This is a genomic window from Nocardioides alkalitolerans DSM 16699 (genome assembly GCF_000426525.1).
Taxonomy (GTDB): Bacteria; Actinomycetota; Actinomycetes; order Propionibacteriales; family Nocardioidaceae; genus Nocardioides; species Nocardioides alkalitolerans.
Genome location: NZ_AUFN01000010.1, coordinates 493,023 through 511,198, shown reverse-complemented (window position 1 = coordinate 511,198; position 18,176 = coordinate 493,023). Strand labels below are relative to the sequence as shown.

Below are 18,176 nucleotides of genomic sequence, written 5' to 3'. Positions count from 1 at the left end.
ACTCAGCCGGCCACGGACTCGTGGAGGGCGCCGTGGGACTCGACGTACAGGTCGCCGGTGGCGGGGCAGCGGAAGGTGTCGGGCCCGACCTCCTCGAGGGGGCGGCCGGCCGGTCCGACCCAGCCGACGCGGCGGGCGGGCGTACCCACCACGAGAGCGAAGTCGGGCACGTCCCGGGTGACCACGGCGCCGGCGGCGACCATCGCCCAGCGCCCCACGGTCACCGGGGCCACGCACACGGCGCGGGCCCCGATGCTGGCGCCGGTGCGCACCGTGACGCCGACGGCCGTCCAGTCGGAGGCGTTCTTGGGGCGGCCGCCGGGGGTCACGGCGCGGGGGTGGAGGTCGTTGGTGAGCACCGCGGCGGGTCCGACGAACACGCCGTCGGCGAGCACGGCCGGTTCGTAGACGAGGGCGTGGTTCTGCAGCTTGCAGCCGGAGCCCACGACGACGCCGGGCCCGACGTACGCCCCGCGGCCGACGGTGCAGTCGGCGCCCAGGTGGGCGTCCTCCCGCACCTGGGCGAGGTGCCAGACGCGGGTGCCCGGCCCCAGCGTGGCGGCGGGGTCGACGTCGGCGGAGGGGGCGACGTACGGGACGGCGGTGCCGGTGGAGGGGGAGGGGGGCGCCGGAAGGGTGTCGGTCATGCTGCTCCTCGTTCGGGGTGGGCCGAGCATCGGCCGACGACGCACCTCCGGGCCGCGAGGGCGGCGCCGCTACCCGATCTGGGGGACGTCGGGGTCCGGCGGCCGGCGCGGGCGTACGAGGCCGACGACGCTGCGTCCGTGACCCGCACTCACCGCTACCCCGTCGCGCTCGTCGCGCTGCTCGTCCTCGTGCTCGGGGGCGCCCTGCTGCCCTCCACCGCCGGTGCCGTCGCGGGGGCGCCCGCCGCCCCGGCCGGCCTCCCCGGCGTCGCTCCCGCGGCCGCCGCCGACGACCCGTGCGGTCCGACCGGCAGCGCGATCGCGTGCGAGAACTCCAAGCCCGGCACGTCCCCCGACGTGTGGGACGTCGACCGCGCGGGCGACGAGTCCATCCAGGGCTTCGCGACCGAGATGAGCGTCGACCTCGGCGCCCGGATCGACTTCAAGGTCGACACCGACGCCCGGGCCTACGGCATCACGATCTACCGCACGGGCTGGTACGGCGGGGACGGAGCCCGCGAGATCGCGACCGTGCGGCCGTCGGCGACGCTGCCCCAGGTGCAGCCCGAGTGCCTCTCGGACACGGTGACCGAGCTCTACGACTGCGGCAACTGGGCCGTGTCGGCCTCGTGGACCGTGCCGGCCGACGCCGTCTCGGGGGTCTACCTGGCCCGGCTCGAGCGGGCCGACAACGGCGACGCCAGCCACATCACCTTCGTGGTGCGCGACGACGACAGCACCTCCGACGTCGTCTTCCAGACCTCGGACACCTCGTGGCAGGCCTACAACACCTACGGCGGCTCGGACTTCTACCAGGGCGCGGCGAACGGCCGGGCCCACAAGATCAGCTACAACCGCCCGATGCTCACCCGTGGCGGCATCGGCGGGCGCGACTTCTACTTCGCGAACGAGTACCCGATGGTGCGGTTCCTCGAGCGCAACGGGTACGACGTCAGCTACCAGGCCGGCGTCGACACCGACCGCCGCGGCCAGCTGCTGACCAACCACGACGTGTTCCTCTCCGTCGGGCACGACGAGTACTGGAGCGGCGCGCAGCGCGCCCACGTCGAGGCCGCGCGGGACGCCGGGGTGCACCTGATGTTCCTCAGCGGCAACGAGGCCTACTGGCGCACGCGCTGGGAGCCGTCGGTCGACGCCTCGCGCACGCCGTACCGGACGCTCGTCTCCTACAAGGAGACGTGGTCGTACGACAAGATCGACCCGTCCACCGAGTGGACCGGCACGTGGCGCGACCCCCGCTACGCCCCGACCTCGGCGGGCGCCGGCCGGCCGGAGAACGCGCTCACGGGCACGGCCTACATGGTCAACTACAGCGACCTCGCGCTCCAGGTGAGCGCCGCCGAGGGCAAGCTGCGGCTGTGGCGCGGCACCAGCGTGGCGAGCCTGGCGGCGGGGGCCACCGCCACGCTGGCGCCCCACACCGTCGGCTACGAGTCGAACGAGGACCTCGACAACGGCCACCGTCCGCCCGGGCTCGTGCGTCTGTCGACCACGGTCGGCGCGGTGCCGGAGTACCTCCAGGACTACGGCAACACCGTGGCCGCCGGCACCACCCGCCACCACCTCACGCTCTACCGCGCCGCCAGCGGCGCCCTCGTCTTCAGCGCCGGCTCGGTGCAGTGGTCCTGGGGCCTCGACGCCGAGCACGACTCGCCGTTCGCCGCCCAGCCCGCCGACGCGCGCATGCAGCAGGCCCAGGTCAACCTGTTCGCCGACATGGGCGTGCAGCCCGCGACCCTGATGCCGGGCCTGGTGCGCGCGACCGCGTCGACCGACACCACCGGCCCGACGGTCACGGTCACCGCGCCCACCGAGGGCGCGGCCGTGCGCAACGGCCAGGTCGTGCGGCTCTCCGGCACCGCCACCGACACCGGTGGCGGCCGGGTCGCCGCCGTCGAGGTCTCGACCGACGCCGGCGCGACCTGGCACCCGGCGACGGGCACCACCAGCTGGACCTACGACCGGGTGCAGACCGGCGTCGGCGCCGTGCCCGTGCGGGTGCGCGCGGTCGACGACAGCGCCAACATCGGCGCCGCCGTGACCCGCACGCTGCAGGTCTCCTGCCCGTGCTCGCTCTTCGGCGACGCCGTGCCCGAGGTGCCCGCCGCCGCCGACAGCGGTGCCGTCGAGCTGGGCCTGCGCTTCTCGCCGACGCGCGACTCTTACGTCACCGGCGTGCGCTTCTACAAGGGCAGCGGCAACACCGGCACCCACACCGGGACGCTGTGGTCGGCGGTCGGCTCCCCGCTGGCGAGCGCCACGTTCACCGCCGAGAGCGCGACCGGCTGGCAGACGGTGCGGTTCACCTCGCCCGTCCCGGTGGCGGCAGGGGAGACCTACGTCGTCTCCTACTCGGCCCCCGCCGGTCGCTACGCCGTCCAGGAGGACGCCTTCTACGCCTCCGGGCTCCAGGCCGACCCCCTCTCCGTCGCGGGCGGGTACGGCGCCCGCCCGGCCGGCGTCTTCGCCGCCGTGGGCTCGTTCCCCGACCGCAGCTACGGCAGCTCGCACTACTTCGTCGACCCGCTCGTCGTGATGACCGACGACTCGCCGCTGGCCCTCGACCAGCAGTCGCCGCTGCCCGGGTCGACCTCGGTGGCCCCGAGCGCGGTCGTCTCTGCACGGTTCTCTCGTCCCGTCGTCGCCTCGACGGTGGGGGTGCGCGTCGTCGACGCGCTCGGCACCCAGGTGCCGGGCACCACGTCGTACGACGCCGCGACCCGCACCGTGACCTTCCGGCCCACCTCGCCGCTGGCCGGCTTCGTGCGCCACGACGTGACGGTCACGGGCCGTGACAGCGCGGGGGTGAGCGTCGGCTCGACCGCGGGCTGGAGCTTCACCACGGCACGCCCGCCGTCGGCCGTCGGCGTCTGCCCGTGCTCGCTCTTCGACGACGGCACCACGCCGACGCTGCTCGAGGACGTCGACACCGCGGCCGTCACGCTCGGCGTGCGGTTCACGCCCACGGTGGCCGGCACGGTCACCTCCCTCCGCTTCTACAAGGGCCCCCGCAACACCGGCACCCACACCGGCACCCTCTGGCGGGCCGACGGCACGTCGCTGGCCACCGGCACCTTCACGGCCGAGTCCACCAGCGGGTGGCAGACGCTCGTGCTCAGCAGCCCCGTCGCGGTCACCGCCGGCACGGAGTACGTCGCTTCCTACCGCGCGCCGGCGGGTCGCTACTCGGCGTCGCCCAACGCGTTCGCGTCGGCGAACCTCTCGCGCGGACCGCTCCAGGTCGGGAGCACAGCCGGGGCCTACACCTACGGCACCGGGTTCCCGGGCTCGAGGTCGTCGACGAGCTACCTCGTCGACGTCGTGCTCGAGCGCCAGGAGCCGCCGCTGACGGTGGTCGCCCAGGAGCCCGCGCCGGGCGCGGTCGGGGTGGCGCCCACCACGGCCGTCGGCATCACCCTCAGCGCACCGCTGGGCTCCGGCTACCAGCTCACGGCCGTCCGCGCCGCCGACGGCACGGCGATCGCCGGCACCACCACGCTCGGCAGCGACGGCAGCAGCCTCCGGTTCGTGCCCGCCCAGGCGCTGCCGGCCGACACCGAGGTACGGGTGACGGCCAGCGGGCTGCGCACCACCTCGGGGAAGACCTTGGCCGCCCAGACCTGGACGTTCCGCACCCGCAGCGCGAGCGCGATCGCCGAGCAGACGCTCTTCGGGTCGCTGGTGCCGCAGACGACGGCGGTCGACGAGAGCGCGCCGGTCGAGGTCGGCGTCGCGTTCCGGGCGACCCGGGCCGGACGCGTCACGGCGCTGCGCTTCTTCAAGGGCCCCGGCAACGACGGCGTGCACGTGGCGTCGTTGTGGAACGCGGCCGGCGACCGGCTCGCCCGTGTGACCGTGGCGGGGGAGACGGCCTCGGGCTGGCAGTCCGCCTCGCTGTCGACCCCGGTCGCGCTCGTCGCCGGGCAGGAGTACGTCGTGTCCTACCTCGCCCCGCGCGGGCACTACGCGGCCACGCCGGGCTTCTTCGCGCAGCCCCACACCTCGGGCGACCTCGTCACCTCGTCGGGCCCGAACGGCCGCTACCTGTACGGCGCGGCCGGCGGCCTGCCCGTCTACAGCTGGGGATCGACGAACTACTTCGTCGACGTCGCCTTCACGCCCGACGCGCGCCCGGTCACCCTCGAGGAGGCCACCCCGGCCGCCGGGGCGACGAGCGTGCCCCGGGACGCCGTCGTGCGCGCCCGGCTCTCGGTGCCGGTGACGGCGGGCGCGGTGAGCCTGAAGGCCGGCAGCACCGTGGTGGCCGGCGCCGCCAGCACGTCGACCGACGGGCGGGAGGTCGCCTTCGACCCGACCCAGCCCCTCGCGGCCGACACGACGTACACCGTCACGCTCAGCGGGGTGCGCTCGGCGGAGGGCACGACCCTGGCCACCACCACGTGGACCTTCCGGACGGAGGCCGCGGTCGCCACCCCGGCGCCGACGTCCAACCTGTTCGGCCAGGCGGTGCCCGCGGTGGCCGCGGTCGACGACCCGGATGCGGTCGAGCTCGGCGTGGTCGTCACCCCGAGCGTCGACGGCGACGTCACCCGCATCCGCTTCTACAAGGGCGCCGGCAACACCGGCACCCACGTGGGCTCGGTGTGGACGCTCGACGGGCAGCTGCTCGGCCGCGTCACCTTCACCGGGGAGTCGGCCGGCGGGTGGCAGAGCGCCGCGCTCGCGACCCCGGTGAGGCTGCGGGCGGGCACGTCGTACGTCGTGTCCTACCTCGCGCCGCGCGGTCACTACTCGGTGACCTCCGGCGGGCTGCGGTCGGGCGCGGTCTCCGGGCCGCTGACCGCGTCGTCGGAGCAGAACGGGCGCTACCTGTACGGCGCGGGCGGTGGCTTCCCGACCCGGTCCTGGAACGCGACGAACTACTTCGTCGACCTCGAGTTCCGGTCGGTGGGCTGAGCACCGCCCCCGCTCGGCCCCGCCCGGCCTCGCTCGTTCGCGGTAGGTCGTACCCATGTCACGGGTGCCACCTACCGCGAACGGACGCGCCGCGGGGTGCGCTCGCGGGCCTGCGGACCCGGTCCGGACCACCCCCGCCGGACCCCTCCCCAAATGGCGGTATCCGGGGCTCGGACGGGGCCGGAACGCCTCATCCACGGGCTCGAATGAGCCCACCGGCGGCCGTCGTACGACGTGCCCCGGCACCACTCGACGCAGCAGCAGAGGAGACACCATGACGAGGGGACGACGCGGTGTGGCCGTGGTCGGCGCCGGCTACTGGGGGCCGAACCTGGCCCGCAACTTCGCCGCATCCGACGACTGGGACCTGCGGGCCGTGTGCGACCTCGACCTGGCGCGTGCCCGGTCCGTGGCCGACCGGCACGCGGGCGCCGAGGCGAGCGACGACCTGACCGCCGTGCTGGCGCGTGACGACGTCGACGCCGTCGCGATCGCGACGCCGGCCCGCACCCACCTGGGCGTCGCCGGCCAGGCGCTGGCCCGCGGCAAGCACGTGCTGGTCGAGAAGCCCCTGGCGCACTCGGGCGACGCGGGCCGGGCCATGGTGAGCCTGGCCGCCGAGCACGGTCTCGTGCTGATGGCCGACCACACCTACTGCTACACCCCGGCCGTGCTGAAGATGCGCGAGCTGATCGCCGACGGCGCGCTCGGCGACATCCTCTTCGTCGACTCGGTGCGCATCAACCTCGGTCTCGTGCAGCCCGACGTCGACGTGTTCTGGGACCTCGCGCCCCACGACCTCTCGATCCTCGACTTCGTGCTGCCGGGCGGTCTCCGGCCGACCGCGGTCGCGGCGTCCGGCGCCGACCCGCTCGGGGCCGGCAAGGCCTGCCTCGGCTACCTCAACCTGCCGCTCGTGGGCGGCGCCATGGCCCACGTGCAGGTGAACTGGCTCAGCCCCACCAAGATCCGCCAGATGGTCATCGGCGGCACCCGGCGCACGCTGGTCTGGGACGACCTCAACCCCTCCCAGCGCCTCAGCGTCTACGACCGGGGCGTCGACCTCACCCAGCAGGCGGTCGACACCGTCGACCGCCGCCAGGCGAGCATCTCCTACCGCCTCGGCGACACGTGGGCGCCGGCGCTCGCCGAGCACGAGCCGCTGGCCGCCGTGGTCACCGAGCTCGCTGCCGCGATCGACGAGGGCCGCCCCGCCCGCACCGACGGGGCCGCCGCGCTCCGCGTGCTCGACGTGCTCGAGGCTGCCGACGCGAGCCTCGCCGCCGGTGGTGCCCGCATCGGTACGGCGCCCGCCGCGGCGCCGGCCCGGATCGGGGTGCCGGCATGACCGCCCTGCAGGGCGCGACCGCGCTCGTCACCGGAGGCGCCGGCACGATCGGCTCGACGCTGGTCGACCAGCTGCTCGCCGCCGGCGTGGCCCACGTCGACGTGCTCGACGACTTCGTGCGCGGCCGCCGCGCCAACCTCGACGACGCCCTGGCCACGGGCCGGGTCACCGTCGTCGAGGGCGACATCCGCGACCGCGACCTCGTGCACGACCTCACCCGCGCCAAGGACCTCGTCTTCCACCAGGCCGCCATCCGCATCACGCAGTGCGCCGAGGAGCCCCGCCTGGCGCTCGAGGTGCTCGTCGACGGCACGTTCAACGTGCTCGAGGCGGCCGCCCAGCACCGGGTCGGCAAGCTCGTCGCCGCCTCGTCGGCCTCCGTGTACGGCCTCGCCGAGGAGTTCCCGACCCCCGAGCGCCACCACCACCACGCCAACGACACCTTCTACGGCGCGGCCAAGACGTTCAACGAGGGCATGCTCCGCAGCTTCCGGGCGATGCAGGGCCTCGACTACGTCGCCCTGCGCTACTTCAACGTCTACGGACCCCGGATGGACGTGCACGGCCTCTACACCGAGGTGCTGGTGCGCTGGATGGAGCGCATCGCCGACGGTCGTCCGCCGCTGATCTTCGGCGACGGGGCGCAGACGATGGACTTCGTCCACACCGCCGACATCGCGCGCGCCAACGTGGACGCCGCCGCCTCCGACGTGCGCGAGGGCGTCTACAACATCGCGAGCGGGACGGAGACGAGCCTGCTCGACCTCGCCCACGCCCTGCTCGCGGCCATGGGGTCCGACCTGGCGGTCGAGCACGGCCCGGCCCGCGAGGTCAACGGCGTCTCCCGCCGGCTCGCGGACGTCACGGCCGCGCGCCGCGACCTCGGGTTCGCGGCGACGGTCGGCCTGACCGACGGTCTGCGCGACCTCGTCACCTGGTGGCGCCCGCTGCGCAGCGAGATCGCGGCCGGACGGGAGCTCGTGCGATGAGCGCCGTCGTCACGCGCCTGCCGGTGATGCGTCCCTGGCTCGGCGACGAGGAGACCGCGGCCGTCGCCGAGGTCATCGCCTCGGGCTGGGTGGCCCAGGGACCCCGGGTCGCCGAGTTCGAGGAGCGGTTCGCCGCGAGCCAGCAGGTGGAGCACGCCGTCGCGACGTCGAGCTGCACGACCGCCCTGCACCTCGCGCTCGCCGTCGCGGGCATCGGCCCCGGCGACGACGTCGTCGTGCCGTCGTTCTCCTTCATCGCCACCGCGAATGCGGCGACGTACGTCGGGGCGCGCCCCGTGTTCGCCGACGTCTGCGAGCTCACCGGCAACGTCACGGCCCACACGATCGAGCGCGTCCTCACCCCCCGCACGCGGGCGGTGGTCGTCGTCGACCAGGGCGGCGTGCCCGTCGACCTCGACGCGATCCGCGAGCTCTGCGACGCCCGCGACATCCTCGTCGTCGAGGACGCCGCCTGCGGGGCGGGCTCGACGTACCGCGGTCGGCCGGTCGGTGCCGGGGCGGACGTCACCGCCTGGTCGTTCCACCCCCGCAAGATCCTCACCACGGGCGAGGGCGGGATGCTCACGACGCCCCACGCCGACTGGGCGCTGCGGGCCCGCCGCCTGCGCGAGCACGCGATGTCGGCGGGTGCCGCGGACCGGCACGCCCACGTGCTGGCGCCGCAGGAGGAGTACCTCGAGATCGGCTTCAACCACCGGATGACCGACCTGCAGGCGGCCGTCGGCATCGTCCAGCTCGGCAAGCTCCCCGAGATCGTGGCCCGTCGGCGCGAGCTGGCGGCGACCTACACGGCGGCGCTCGCCGGCGACCAGGGTCTCCGGGTGGTGCGGGACCCGTCGTACGGGACCACCAACTTCCAGTCCTACTGGGTCGAGGTGCTCGACGCCCACCCGCGCACCCGCGACGAGGTGCTGGAGGCCCTCGCCGACGCCGGCGTCTCCGCGCGGCGCGGCATCATGGCCACCCACCTGGAGCCGGCCTACCGGCGCCACTCGGGCCGGGTCGCGCAGCTGCCGGTCACCGAGCGCCTCACCCGGCGCACGCTGATCCTGCCGCTGTTCCACCAGATGGCGGCCTCCGACCAGGGCCGGGTGCTGGACGTGCTGCTGGAGCCCGGCGCATGAGGGGGCTGCTGCTCGTCACGGCCAGCGGCCTGGCCCGCGAGGCCGGGGTGCTCGCCGAGCACAGCGGCGAGTACGACCACATCGCCCACGTCGACGACGACCCCCGCCTGTGGGGCCGCTCGGTGGCCGGGCGCCCCGTGCTCGGCGGGCTCGAGGTCGTGGCCGACCGCCCGTCGTACCGCGTGCTGGTCTGTGCCGGCAAGGGCGCGACCCGCCGCGCGCTCGTCGACCGGCTGACCCTGATGGGGGTGGGGCTGGGGCGCTACGCGACGGTCGTGCACCCGGCCGTCGACTGGTTCCCGTGGTCGGTGGGCGCCGGGTCGATCATCCTCGGCGGTGCCGTGCTGACGGCGGACGTCGCCGTGCACGAGCACGTGGTGCTGATGCCCCAGGTGACGCTCACCCACGACGACGTCGTCGAGTCGTACGCCACCCTCTGCGCCGGCGTCAGCGTCGGCGGGGGAGTGCACATCGGTGAGGGCGCCTACCTCGGCATGAACGCGTGCGTCCGCGAGGGCCTGACGGTCGGCGCGGGGTCGGTGCTCGGCATGGGCTCCGTCCTCCTGAGCGACCTGCCGGAGCGCGAGACCTGGGCCGGTTCGCCGGCCCGCTACCTGGACGGAGCGAGGAGCAGCAGATGAGGGTCCCCCTGGTCGACCTGGCGGCCCAGCAGGCCGAGGTCGCCGACGAGGTGCGCGCGGGTCTCGACGACGTGTTCGCCCGCGCCGCCTTCATCGGCGGGGCCGAGGTGGGTGCGTTCGAGGAGTCCTACGCCGCGTACGTCGAGGCGCGCCACTGCGTCGGCGTCGCCAACGGCACGGACGCCGTCGAGCTCGCGCTGCGGGCGGTGGGCGTGGGCCGCGACGACGAGGTCGTGCTGCCCGCCAACACCTTCATCGCCACCGCGGAGGCGGTCTCCCGCATCGGCGCCGTGCCGGTGCTCGTCGACGTCACCGACGAGCGGCTGCTGATGGACCCGGCCGCGGTCGAGCGGGTGCTCGGGCGGCGGACGCGGGCCGTCGTGCCCGTCCACCTGTTCGGGCAGGCGGCCCCGGTCGAGGCGCTGCTGCCGCTCGCGCGCGCCCACGCCGTCCCGGTCGTCGAGGACGCCGCGCAGGCCCAGGGCGCCCGTCGCCACGGCCGCGCGGCCGGCTCGCTCGGCACGATCGCGGCGACGAGCTTCTACCCCGGCAAGAACCTCGGTGCGGCCGGCGACGCGGGAGCGGTCACCACCGACGACGCCGAGCTGGCCACGGCCGTCCGCGTGCTCGCGGCCCACGGCTCGCCCCGCAAGTACGTGCACGACGTGGTCGGCATGAACTCGCGCCTCGACACCGTGCAGGCCGTCGTGCTCCAGGCCAAGCTGGCCCGCCTCGAGGGCTGGAACGAGCTGCGTCGCCGGGCGGCGGCGCGGTACGACGCGCTCCTCGCCGACGTGCCCGGGGTGCGGCTGCCGTCCTCCGACGCGGTCGGCGTCGACGTGTGGCACCTCTACGTCGTGCGCGTCGCCGACCGTGACCGCGTGTGCGCCGAGCTGCGGGAGGCGGGCGTGGAGGCGGGCGTGCACTACCCGACGCCCGTCCACCTCACCGGGGCCTACCGGCACCTGGGGCTCGGGCCCGGCAGCTTCCCCGTCGCCGAGCGCGCCGCCGGCGAGATCCTCTCGCTGCCGCTCTTCCCGCAGATCACGCCGGCCCAGCAGGAGCACGTGGTCGAGCGCCTCGCCACCGCCCTGGTGGGGGGCCGGGTCCTCGCATGAGCGGCCCGCCGCGGGTCGCCCCCCGGCACGCGGCGCGGTCGCCCCGGGGCACGGTGGGCCGGGCCCTCGGGTTCAGCACGGTCAACACGGCGCTCTCGAAGCTCGCGAGCCTGGTGATCGGCGTCGCCCTCGCCCGGATCCTGGGGCCCGACGAGTTCGGGACCTTCGCGGTCGCGCTGATCGCGCTCATGGCCGTGCTGAGCTTCAACGAGCTGGGCGTCAGCCTCGCGATCGTGCGCTGGCCGGGCGACCCGGCCCGGCTGGCGCCGACCGTGACGACCGTCGCGATCGCGAGCAGCCTGCTCCTCGCCGGTCTGACGGCCTGGGCCGCCGGACCGTTCGCGACGGCGATGGGCGACCCCGATGCCGTGCTGCCCGTGCGGCTGCTCGCGCTCTGCATCGTCGTCAACGGCGTCGTGGCCACCCCGGCCGCGCTGCTGCAGCGCGCCCTCCGGCAGGACCAGCGGCTCGTCGCCGACCAGGTCAACCTCTGGCTCGGCGCGGTCGTCTCGATCGCGCTGGCCGTGGCCGGCGTCGGCGCGATGAGCCTGGTGGTCGGACGCCTCACCGGCGCGCTCGTCTCCGCGGTCCTCCTCCTGCGGTTCTCGCCCCTGCCGTTCCGCCTCGGCCTCGACCGCACCCTGGTGCCGGCGCTGCTGCGCTTCGGACTGCCGCTCGCCGCCGCCAGCCTCGTCGTCTTCGGCGTGGGGTTCGCCGACCAGCTCGCCGTCGGCGGCGTCCTCGGGCCCACGCTGCTCGGCGCCTACGTGCTCGCCTTCAACCTCGCGAGCTGGCCGGTCCAGCTGCTCTCGGCGCCGCTGCGCCAGGTCACGCCACCGCTGTTCGCCCGCCGGCAGCACGACCCCGAGCTCGTGCGCCGCACCCTCGTCGGGATCTCCCGCCCGCTGCTCGCCCTCGCGGTGCCCTGCTGCGTCGCGCTCGCGGTCTGCGCGGGCCCGGTCGTCCGGGTCGTGTACGGCGACGCGTGGTCGGCCGCCGCGGAGCCCCTGCGGTGGCTGGCGCTCGCCGCCGTCGTGCGGATCCTCGCGGAGCTCGTCTACGACTACCTCGTCATCGTCGGCCGCACGTCGTGGCTGCTCGCGGTCCAGGTCGTCTGGTTCGCCGCGCTCGTCCCGGCCGTCGTCCTGGGCACCCACCTCGGCGGGCTCGCCGGGGCGGCCCTCGCGCAGCTCGTGGTGGGCGTCGTCGTGGTCGGTCCGGCGTACGCGCTCGCCCTGCACCGGGCCCGCACCCCGGCGTGGCGCCTGCTGCCGGGCCTGCTCCTCCCGGCCGGGGCGGGTGTCGTCCTGCTCGCGGTCGTGTCGCTCCCGGGGCTGCGCGGCGGCCCGGACCTGCTGGTGCTCGGTGCGTGCGGCCTCGTGACCGCCGCCGCCTGGGCGGTGCTGCTCGGCCGGTTGCGGCCGGAGGTCGCCCTCCTGCGGCGCGGGCCCGCTCCCGAGCCCGTCCCCACCACCCACGCGCCCCTGGAGGCGGTCCGATGAAGGTGCTCGTCCACCCCCACTCGATGGAGCTCGGCGGCAGCCAGCTCAACGCGATCGAGCTCGCCGGCGCGCTGCGCGACCGCGGCCACGACGTCGTCGTCTACAGCGAGCCGGGCCCGCTCGTGGCGCAGGTGGTCGCACTCGGGCTCGAGCACGTCGAGGCGCCCCGCGGGCGCAGCTGCCCGAGCCCGGCCCGGGTGGCGCACCTCCGGCGGGTGCTGCGCGAGCGTGGCATCGACGTCGTGCACGGCTACGAGTGGCCGCCGATCCTGGAGGCGTACGCCGCCACGTCCGGGTTGTCGACCCGCACCGTCGGCACCGTCATGTCGATGGCCGTCGCCCCGTTCCTGCCCGACTCGGTGCCGCTCGTCGTCGGCACCGAGCGGATCCGCGCGTCGTGCGACCCGCACCGACCCGCACCCGTCCACGTCATCGAGCCGCCCGTCGACGTCGCGGCGAACCGGCCGGTCCACCGCTCCCCGCGGGGCACCCACGCCGCTCCCGACGCACCGGAGCCGCTCGAGGTGGTCGTCGTCTGCCGCCTCGTGCCCGAGCTGAAGCTCGAGGGCCTGCTCACCGCGATCGACGCGGTCTCCGACCTCCCCGTCGACACGGTCGAGGGACGGCCCGTGCGGCTGACGATCGTCGGCGACGGCGCGGCGCGGGCCCAGGTGGAGGAGCGGGCGGCCGCCGCCAACGACCGCTGCGGACGGGAGGTCGTGCGTCTCCTCGGCGCCCTCGACGACCCGCGCCCGGCGTACGCCGCCGCCGACGTCGCTCTCGGGATGGGCGGCTCGGCGCTGCGGGCCCTCGCCTTCGGGACCCCGCTCGTCGTCCAGGGCGAGCAGGGCTTCTTCGAGCTGCTCGACGTGGGCACGCTGCCCTACTTCCTCCAGCGCGGCTTCTACGGCGTCGGCGACCGCACGGCCGACGAGGCCCGGGCGCACCTCGCCGGCATCCTCGCGGACCTCGCCGGCGACCCCGAGCGTCGCGCCCTGCTCGGTGCCTGGGGACGTGCGCTCGTGGTCGGGCGCTTCAGCCTGGAGCGCGCCGCCCGGCTGCAGGAGCGCGTGTACGCCGCCGCGCTCGCCGCCCCCGACGTCGGCCACGGCCGCCGTACGAGCGCCGTCTCGACCGCCGTGGCCACCGCCGGACGCCTCGTCGCCTACAAGGCCGAGCAGCACGCCGCGCGCCTGCGCCGCCGCCGCGCCCGCGACGACTTCAACGCCCGCCCGGCCTGAGGTCCGTCGGGGGATCAGCGGTCGGCGGGGCCGTGGCTCACGACCGCGTCGATCGCCTCGAGCAGGTCGCGGGCGCGGCGGCTCCAGTCGTGGCGGGCCGCGAACGCCTTGCGGGCGGCCACCGTGGCCTCGTCGTCGGGGGCGTGCAGCGCCCGGTCGACGGCGTCGGCGAAGTCGCCGGGGTCGGCGGCCGTCGTCACGGCCGGCGAGCCGAGGGCGGCGACGGCGGGCAGCGGCGTGGAGACCACGGCACGGCCGGCGGCGAGGTACTCCAGCGTCTTGAGCGGGAAGCTGGCGCGGTTGAAGGGCGTGTCGGTGTACGGCGTGAGGCCCACCTTCATCCGGCCCAGCAGGTCGGGCAGCGCCTCGGCGGGCTGGCGCCCGGTCCAGGTGACGTGGGGGAGCGCGACCAGGGCGTCGAAGCGCGCGCGGTCGACGGACCGGTCGGCCGGACCCACCAGGAGCAGCGGGCGGCCCCGGCGCGCGACGGCCTCGAGGAGGGCTAGGTCGATGCGCGCCGACAGCTGCCCGACCACGCCCGCGACCGCCTCCCCGCCGCTCTGCCCGCCGTCCGGGACCGGCACCGGTCGGTAGCGCTCGCTGTCGCAGCCGTTCGGCAGCAGCAGGGTGGGCATCGACCACGGCCAGCGGTCGAGGATCTCCGGTGAGACCGCGACGGCCAGGTCGGCGGCCGCGAGGCTGCGCCGCTCGGCCCGCGCCAGCCGTCGGGGGTCGAGCCCCAGCAGCGCGGCGCCGGCCACGAAGTCGTCGGTCGCGTAGTGCACGCGACACCGGGTCGGCACCCCGGCCAGGTGGTCCTCGGGCCGGGCCGTGACCACGGCCAGCGGCGTGCGGCCGTCGCGGGCGAGCGCCCGGCGGACGGCCAGCTCGCTCACGAGCCGCGCCGCCACCCGGCCACCGGGGCGGGACGGGAAGGGCGGGCTGACGACGCTCGTGCGCGTCACGCCGTCGGCGACGGGCGCCGCGGCGCTGCGCCAGCGGGGGCCGGCCCCCGCCGTACGGCGCGCGGTGCGCAGCACGGAGACCGGCGGGTCCACCCACCAGACGTCGACGTCGCGGGCGAGGCGACGCACGAGGTGGTGGTCGGTGCCGGGCACCGCGTCCCACGGCACACCGGCGGCCCACACCACGAGCGGCCGCACGGACGGGCGCTCAGGCGGGCGTCCGGACGGGCGCCCGCTCACCCGTGCTCCCGGCGGCGCGCCCCGCACATGCCGCACACGAGCGCGAGCGTGCCGACGGCCATCGGGAACGCGAAGAGGTCGAAGAAGGCGGTGAGCAGCGCGGCGGTGGCGACGGACGCGACGAGGCCGTGCCCGAGCTGGCGGTGGAGGTCGGCCGGGCCGGGCCGGTCGGGGCCGCGCCGGGGGTGCGCCGACACGGCCGCCGCCGCGAGCAGCCCGACGAACGCGAGCAGCCCCACCGCACCGACCTCGATGCTGAGGAGCAGGTACTGGTTGTCGAGGATGCGGTAGACGGGCAGGAACGTGCCGAAGCCGCGTCCGACGACGGGGTCGGCGGCCAGGAACTCGGCGGCGACCTGGTAGCTGCCGGTGCGCGAGATCGCGCTGGGGTCGGAGTCGGAGGCCGTGAAGAGGTAGCGCAGCGTGCCGCTCATGCCGGGCACGAGCACGTAGACGGCGAGCAGCGCGAGCGGGGCGAGGGCGAGCATCAGCCGGCGCACGGCGCCGGGCCAGGTCAGCAGGAGCACCGTGCACCCCACCGCCAGCCCGATCAGTCCCGAGCGGGAGACCGACGTCAGCAGCGCCGCCCCGATGAGCACCGGTGGCGTGACCCGCCGCAGCAGGGAACGGTCGCGGTCGAAGCACGCGAACGTCAGCGCGAGCGGGAAGACCACGGCGAGCGTGAAGGTGTACTCCAGCGCGCTCATGGCGGTCGCCGCCGAGCGGGTGAACCCGCCCCGGTCGCCGACGCCGGAGAAGTCCTGCGACGAGACCAGGCCCGGGAACGTCACGCGGTCGACGAGCGCCTCGCCGGTCACGAACTGCGCCAGGCCCAGCAGGGCCACGAGGGCGCCGGCGAGCACGAGGCGCCGCTGGAGCGTGACGAGCCGCCCGGGCGGGGTCGCCAGGTCGGTGGTGAGCAGGACGATCCCGCAGAAGGAGAGGATGCGCAGCACCCCGAGGTCGGCGGCGTTGCCCTCGAGCGGGGGCAGCGGCCGGAGCATCGCGGCGGTCCAGGCGGCCAGGACGGCCGTGAGCAGCACGAGCGTGGCGATCCGCACGTACGACGCCCGCGCCGAGGCACGCGCGGTGTGCACGCGGTTGACCGCCCACAGCACGACGCAGGCCAGGCCCCAGAGGCCCGAGGGCGCACCGGCCCCACCGAGCGCCTCCACCCGCAGGCTGCTCGGCACGGCGCACAGCAGCACGATGAGCACCGAGAGCGCGGTGACGGCGTCGAGGTGCGGCACGATCCGAGGTCGGCCGACCGCCGCGGGGCGGAGGGCGTCAGCGTCGGCCGGAGAGCTCATGCTCGCCCTCCTGGTGTGGGTCGGCCGCGGTGGACGGCGCCCGGCGCTCGGGCGGCGTCGTGCGCTTCACGGCGGCGGACCTCGGCCCGCGCGGTGCGGTCGTCGGCCCGGACTTCCGCCCGGACCTCGGGACGGGCGTCGGGGTCGGGACGACGGGCTCGGCGGCTGCGACCGGCTCGGGGACCGTGACCGGCTCGGGGACCGCGACGGGGTCGGCCGCCTCGCCGGTCCGCCGACGTCGGCGGTCGAGCAGCACCCGGTCGGCGAGAGCGGTGACGAGCACCGACAGCACGAGACCCGCGCCGACGACCGCGGTCGCGGCGCGGGTGCGGGCCTTCGTGTTGGGGGCGGCGTCCTCGGGGGCGGTGAGCACGGTGGACGTGATGACGGAGCCGTCCGGCACGTCGAGCGCCGACTGCAGGTCGGCGAGCTGCCCGGGCAGGGCGGCGACGACCTCGGCCACGGTCGACTCGCCGTCGGCGGCGTCCGGCCCGGACGCGCTGACGAGGATGATCGGCCCGGTGGTCGAGACGTCGCGCTCCACGGTGAGGGTCACGCCGGGGTGCCGCTCGAGGACCGGCTGCGCCACGGCGTCGCTGGTGAGACGCGTGACGAGCACGTCCACGGCCTGGCCGAGCCCGCTCAGGTAGAGGTAGGGATTGCCCTCGTCGCCCACGCTGCTGGCGGGCGGCAGGAGCAGGATGCTGCTGCTCACGTCGTACGACGCCGGCATGCTGCGGGCGATGCCGAGCGCGCCGGCCGCTGTGAGCAGGAGGCACACGAGCAGCACGTACCAGCGGCGCAGCGCGCTGCGGGCGAGGTCCTTGAGATCCATGGGGAGCCTTCCGGCCGGTGGTGCGGGGAGGGACGAGGGGAGGCGCCGTCAGCCGTGCGACGCGCTCGTGCGGCGGCGGGCCAGGACGGTCTTCCAGCGGTCGAAGCCGTCCTTGCCGACGAGGCCGAGCGCGGTCCGGCGGGCGAGCCCCCGGCCACGGTCGCGGACGGTGCGGGCCGGGTGGCGCAGGAACCGGTCGGCGGCGAGCGCCGCGCGCGGTGGCGCGGTGGCGCCGGTGAGCAGCCCGGGGAACGCGGCGCGGTGCGGTGCCGGGGCGACGAGGTGGCCCCGCACCCGGTTGCTGACGTTGCTGCCGTGCACGACCTGGAGCCAGGCCGGGCCGCCGTCGACGAGCACGACGGGCATCTGCCGGTGCAGCAGGTTGTGCCAGTCCGTCCAGCAGGTCCGGGCGCCGAGCCACGGCTCCCGCACCGAGCAGAACGCGTTGTGCTCGTCGGTGTGGAGGTAGGCCCGTCCGTCGGCGAGCACGAGGCCCTGCGGGCAGTAGAGCGCCGTGCGGCCGCCACCGTCACCGTCGCGACCTCCGGGACGCGGGCCCGTGGTCACCTCCGCGCGCTGGAGCCGGGCGACGAAGTCGGCGGCGAGGCCGTCGTCGTTGTCGAGGTTGGTCGTGATGACCTCCGCGTGGTGCCGGTCGACCTCCACGTCGAGGTCGGCGAGCAGGTCGCGGCTCGACACCTCCTCCCGGAACACCGGGTGCAGACCGCACGCGGCCACCCAGGCGTCGATCCGGGCGCGCAGCCACGCCGGGCTGGCGGGGTCGAAGTAGACGATCCAGGTGAAGGCCCGGCTGGTCTGGGCCTGCACCGAGGGCAGGCAGTAGGTCTCGAAGAGCTCGACCCGGCCCCGCAGCCAGTCGTCCTGGGCGCGCACGAGGCTCTCGGGCCCGGGCGTCGGCAGGTTGAAGCGGGTGAGGAGCACGTGGTCAGCGGGTCGCACGGGGCACCGTCCGGAGGTGGTGGTCGGGCACGGGGCCGGTCGTCGGGGACGACCGGCGGGCCGCGGGGCGGACGCCTACGATGGGAGCCGGGTCGTCCACCGTGGTGCGGACCGGAGCGGGGGAGGCGTCGTCATGGGCAAGCGCCTGGCCCGCGTGCCGCGCAGCCGCTGGTACGTCGTGCTGGCCGTGCTCGTGCTGACGGTCGCCGCGATGGCGCTCGTGCGGCCCCAGCCCGTGTTCTGGACGCGCGTCGACGTGGTCTTCCTGCCGCCCTCGCGCGGCGGCAACGTGTTCGA

Annotated in this window: 13 protein-coding genes; 8 read left to right on the top strand and 5 right to left on the bottom strand. The window is 75.7% G+C overall.

Going from position 1 to position 18,176, the window contains the following annotated elements; genetic code table 11:
* Positions 1-2: 2 nt before the first annotated feature.
* Positions 3-647, bottom strand: coding sequence for an acyltransferase (locus tag K329_RS24260; RefSeq protein ID WP_052336292.1), 645 nt, complete (start codon positions 645-647; stop codon positions 3-5).
* A 138-nt stretch (positions 648-785) separates the two neighbouring features.
* Here K329_RS24260 and K329_RS0103130 point away from each other — a divergent pair, with 138 nt between their 5' ends.
* The 8 genes from K329_RS0103130 (at position 786) to K329_RS24245 (ending at position 13,569) form a co-directional block, all read left to right on the top strand.
* A complete protein-coding gene (locus tag K329_RS0103130) occupies positions 786-5,585 on the top strand; it encodes a DUF4082 domain-containing protein (protein WP_028471915.1) in 4,800 nt (1,599 codons plus the stop codon).
* Positions 5,586-5,859: 274 nt separating this feature from the next.
* Positions 5,860-6,933 carry a Gfo/Idh/MocA family protein gene (locus tag K329_RS24255; RefSeq protein ID WP_052336291.1) on the top strand — a complete coding sequence of 358 codons (1,074 nt, stop codon included), beginning with the start codon at positions 5,860-5,862 and terminating at the stop codon, positions 6,931-6,933.
* Positions 6,930-7,922, top strand: a complete 993-nt coding sequence (locus K329_RS0103120) for an NAD-dependent epimerase/dehydratase family protein (RefSeq protein WP_028471914.1) — start codon at positions 6,930-6,932, stop codon at positions 7,920-7,922. The genes K329_RS24255 and K329_RS0103120 overlap by 4 nt, the downstream gene beginning before the upstream one ends.
* Positions 7,919-9,067: a DegT/DnrJ/EryC1/StrS family aminotransferase gene (locus K329_RS0103115; RefSeq protein WP_028471913.1), complete on the top strand. Its 1,149-nt coding sequence runs from the start codon at positions 7,919-7,921 to the stop codon at positions 9,065-9,067. Before K329_RS0103120 ends, K329_RS0103115 begins: the two co-directional genes overlap by 4 nt.
* Positions 9,064-9,708, top strand: coding sequence for an LbetaH domain-containing protein (locus K329_RS0103110; RefSeq protein WP_028471912.1), 645 nt, complete (start codon positions 9,064-9,066; stop codon positions 9,706-9,708). The genes K329_RS0103115 and K329_RS0103110 overlap by 4 nt, the downstream gene beginning before the upstream one ends.
* Positions 9,705-10,826 carry a DegT/DnrJ/EryC1/StrS family aminotransferase gene (locus K329_RS0103105; protein ID WP_028471911.1) on the top strand — a complete coding sequence of 374 codons (1,122 nt, stop codon included), beginning with the start codon at positions 9,705-9,707 and terminating at the stop codon, positions 10,824-10,826. Before K329_RS0103110 ends, K329_RS0103105 begins: the two co-directional genes overlap by 4 nt.
* Positions 10,823-12,328, top strand: a complete 1,506-nt coding sequence (locus K329_RS24250; RefSeq protein WP_052336290.1) for an oligosaccharide flippase family protein — start codon at positions 10,823-10,825, stop codon at positions 12,326-12,328. Before K329_RS0103105 ends, K329_RS24250 begins: the two co-directional genes overlap by 4 nt.
* Positions 12,325-13,569: a glycosyltransferase family 4 protein gene (locus K329_RS24245; protein WP_043641927.1), complete on the top strand. Its 1,245-nt coding sequence runs from the start codon at positions 12,325-12,327 to the stop codon at positions 13,567-13,569. The genes K329_RS24250 and K329_RS24245 overlap by 4 nt, the downstream gene beginning before the upstream one ends.
* Before the next feature lie 14 nt (positions 13,570-13,583).
* Here the strand turns inward: K329_RS24245 and K329_RS0103090 are convergent, their stop codons facing one another.
* Genes K329_RS0103090 through K329_RS0103075 form a run of 4 tightly spaced genes read right to left on the bottom strand, consistent with a single transcriptional unit; the run spans position 13,584 to position 17,879 of the window.
* Complete coding sequence (locus K329_RS0103090; protein WP_157571535.1) at positions 13,584-14,774, bottom strand: glycosyltransferase; 1,191 nt, start codon at positions 14,772-14,774, stop codon at positions 13,584-13,586.
* Positions 14,771-16,084: an O-antigen ligase family protein gene (locus tag K329_RS24240; RefSeq protein ID WP_052336289.1), complete on the bottom strand. Its 1,314-nt coding sequence runs from the start codon at positions 16,082-16,084 to the stop codon at positions 14,771-14,773. The genes K329_RS0103090 and K329_RS24240 overlap by 4 nt, the downstream gene beginning before the upstream one ends.
* Positions 16,062-16,919: a YveK family protein gene (locus tag K329_RS0103080; protein WP_028471909.1), complete on the bottom strand. Its 858-nt coding sequence runs from the start codon at positions 16,917-16,919 to the stop codon at positions 16,062-16,064. Before K329_RS0103080 ends, K329_RS24240 begins: the two co-directional genes overlap by 23 nt.
* 48 nt (positions 16,920-16,967) lie before the next feature.
* Positions 16,968-17,879 (bottom strand): glycosyltransferase, encoded by a 912-nt coding sequence (locus K329_RS0103075; protein ID WP_028471908.1) that lies wholly within the window; start codon positions 17,877-17,879, stop codon positions 16,968-16,970.
* Positions 17,880-18,176 lie beyond the last annotated feature (297 nt).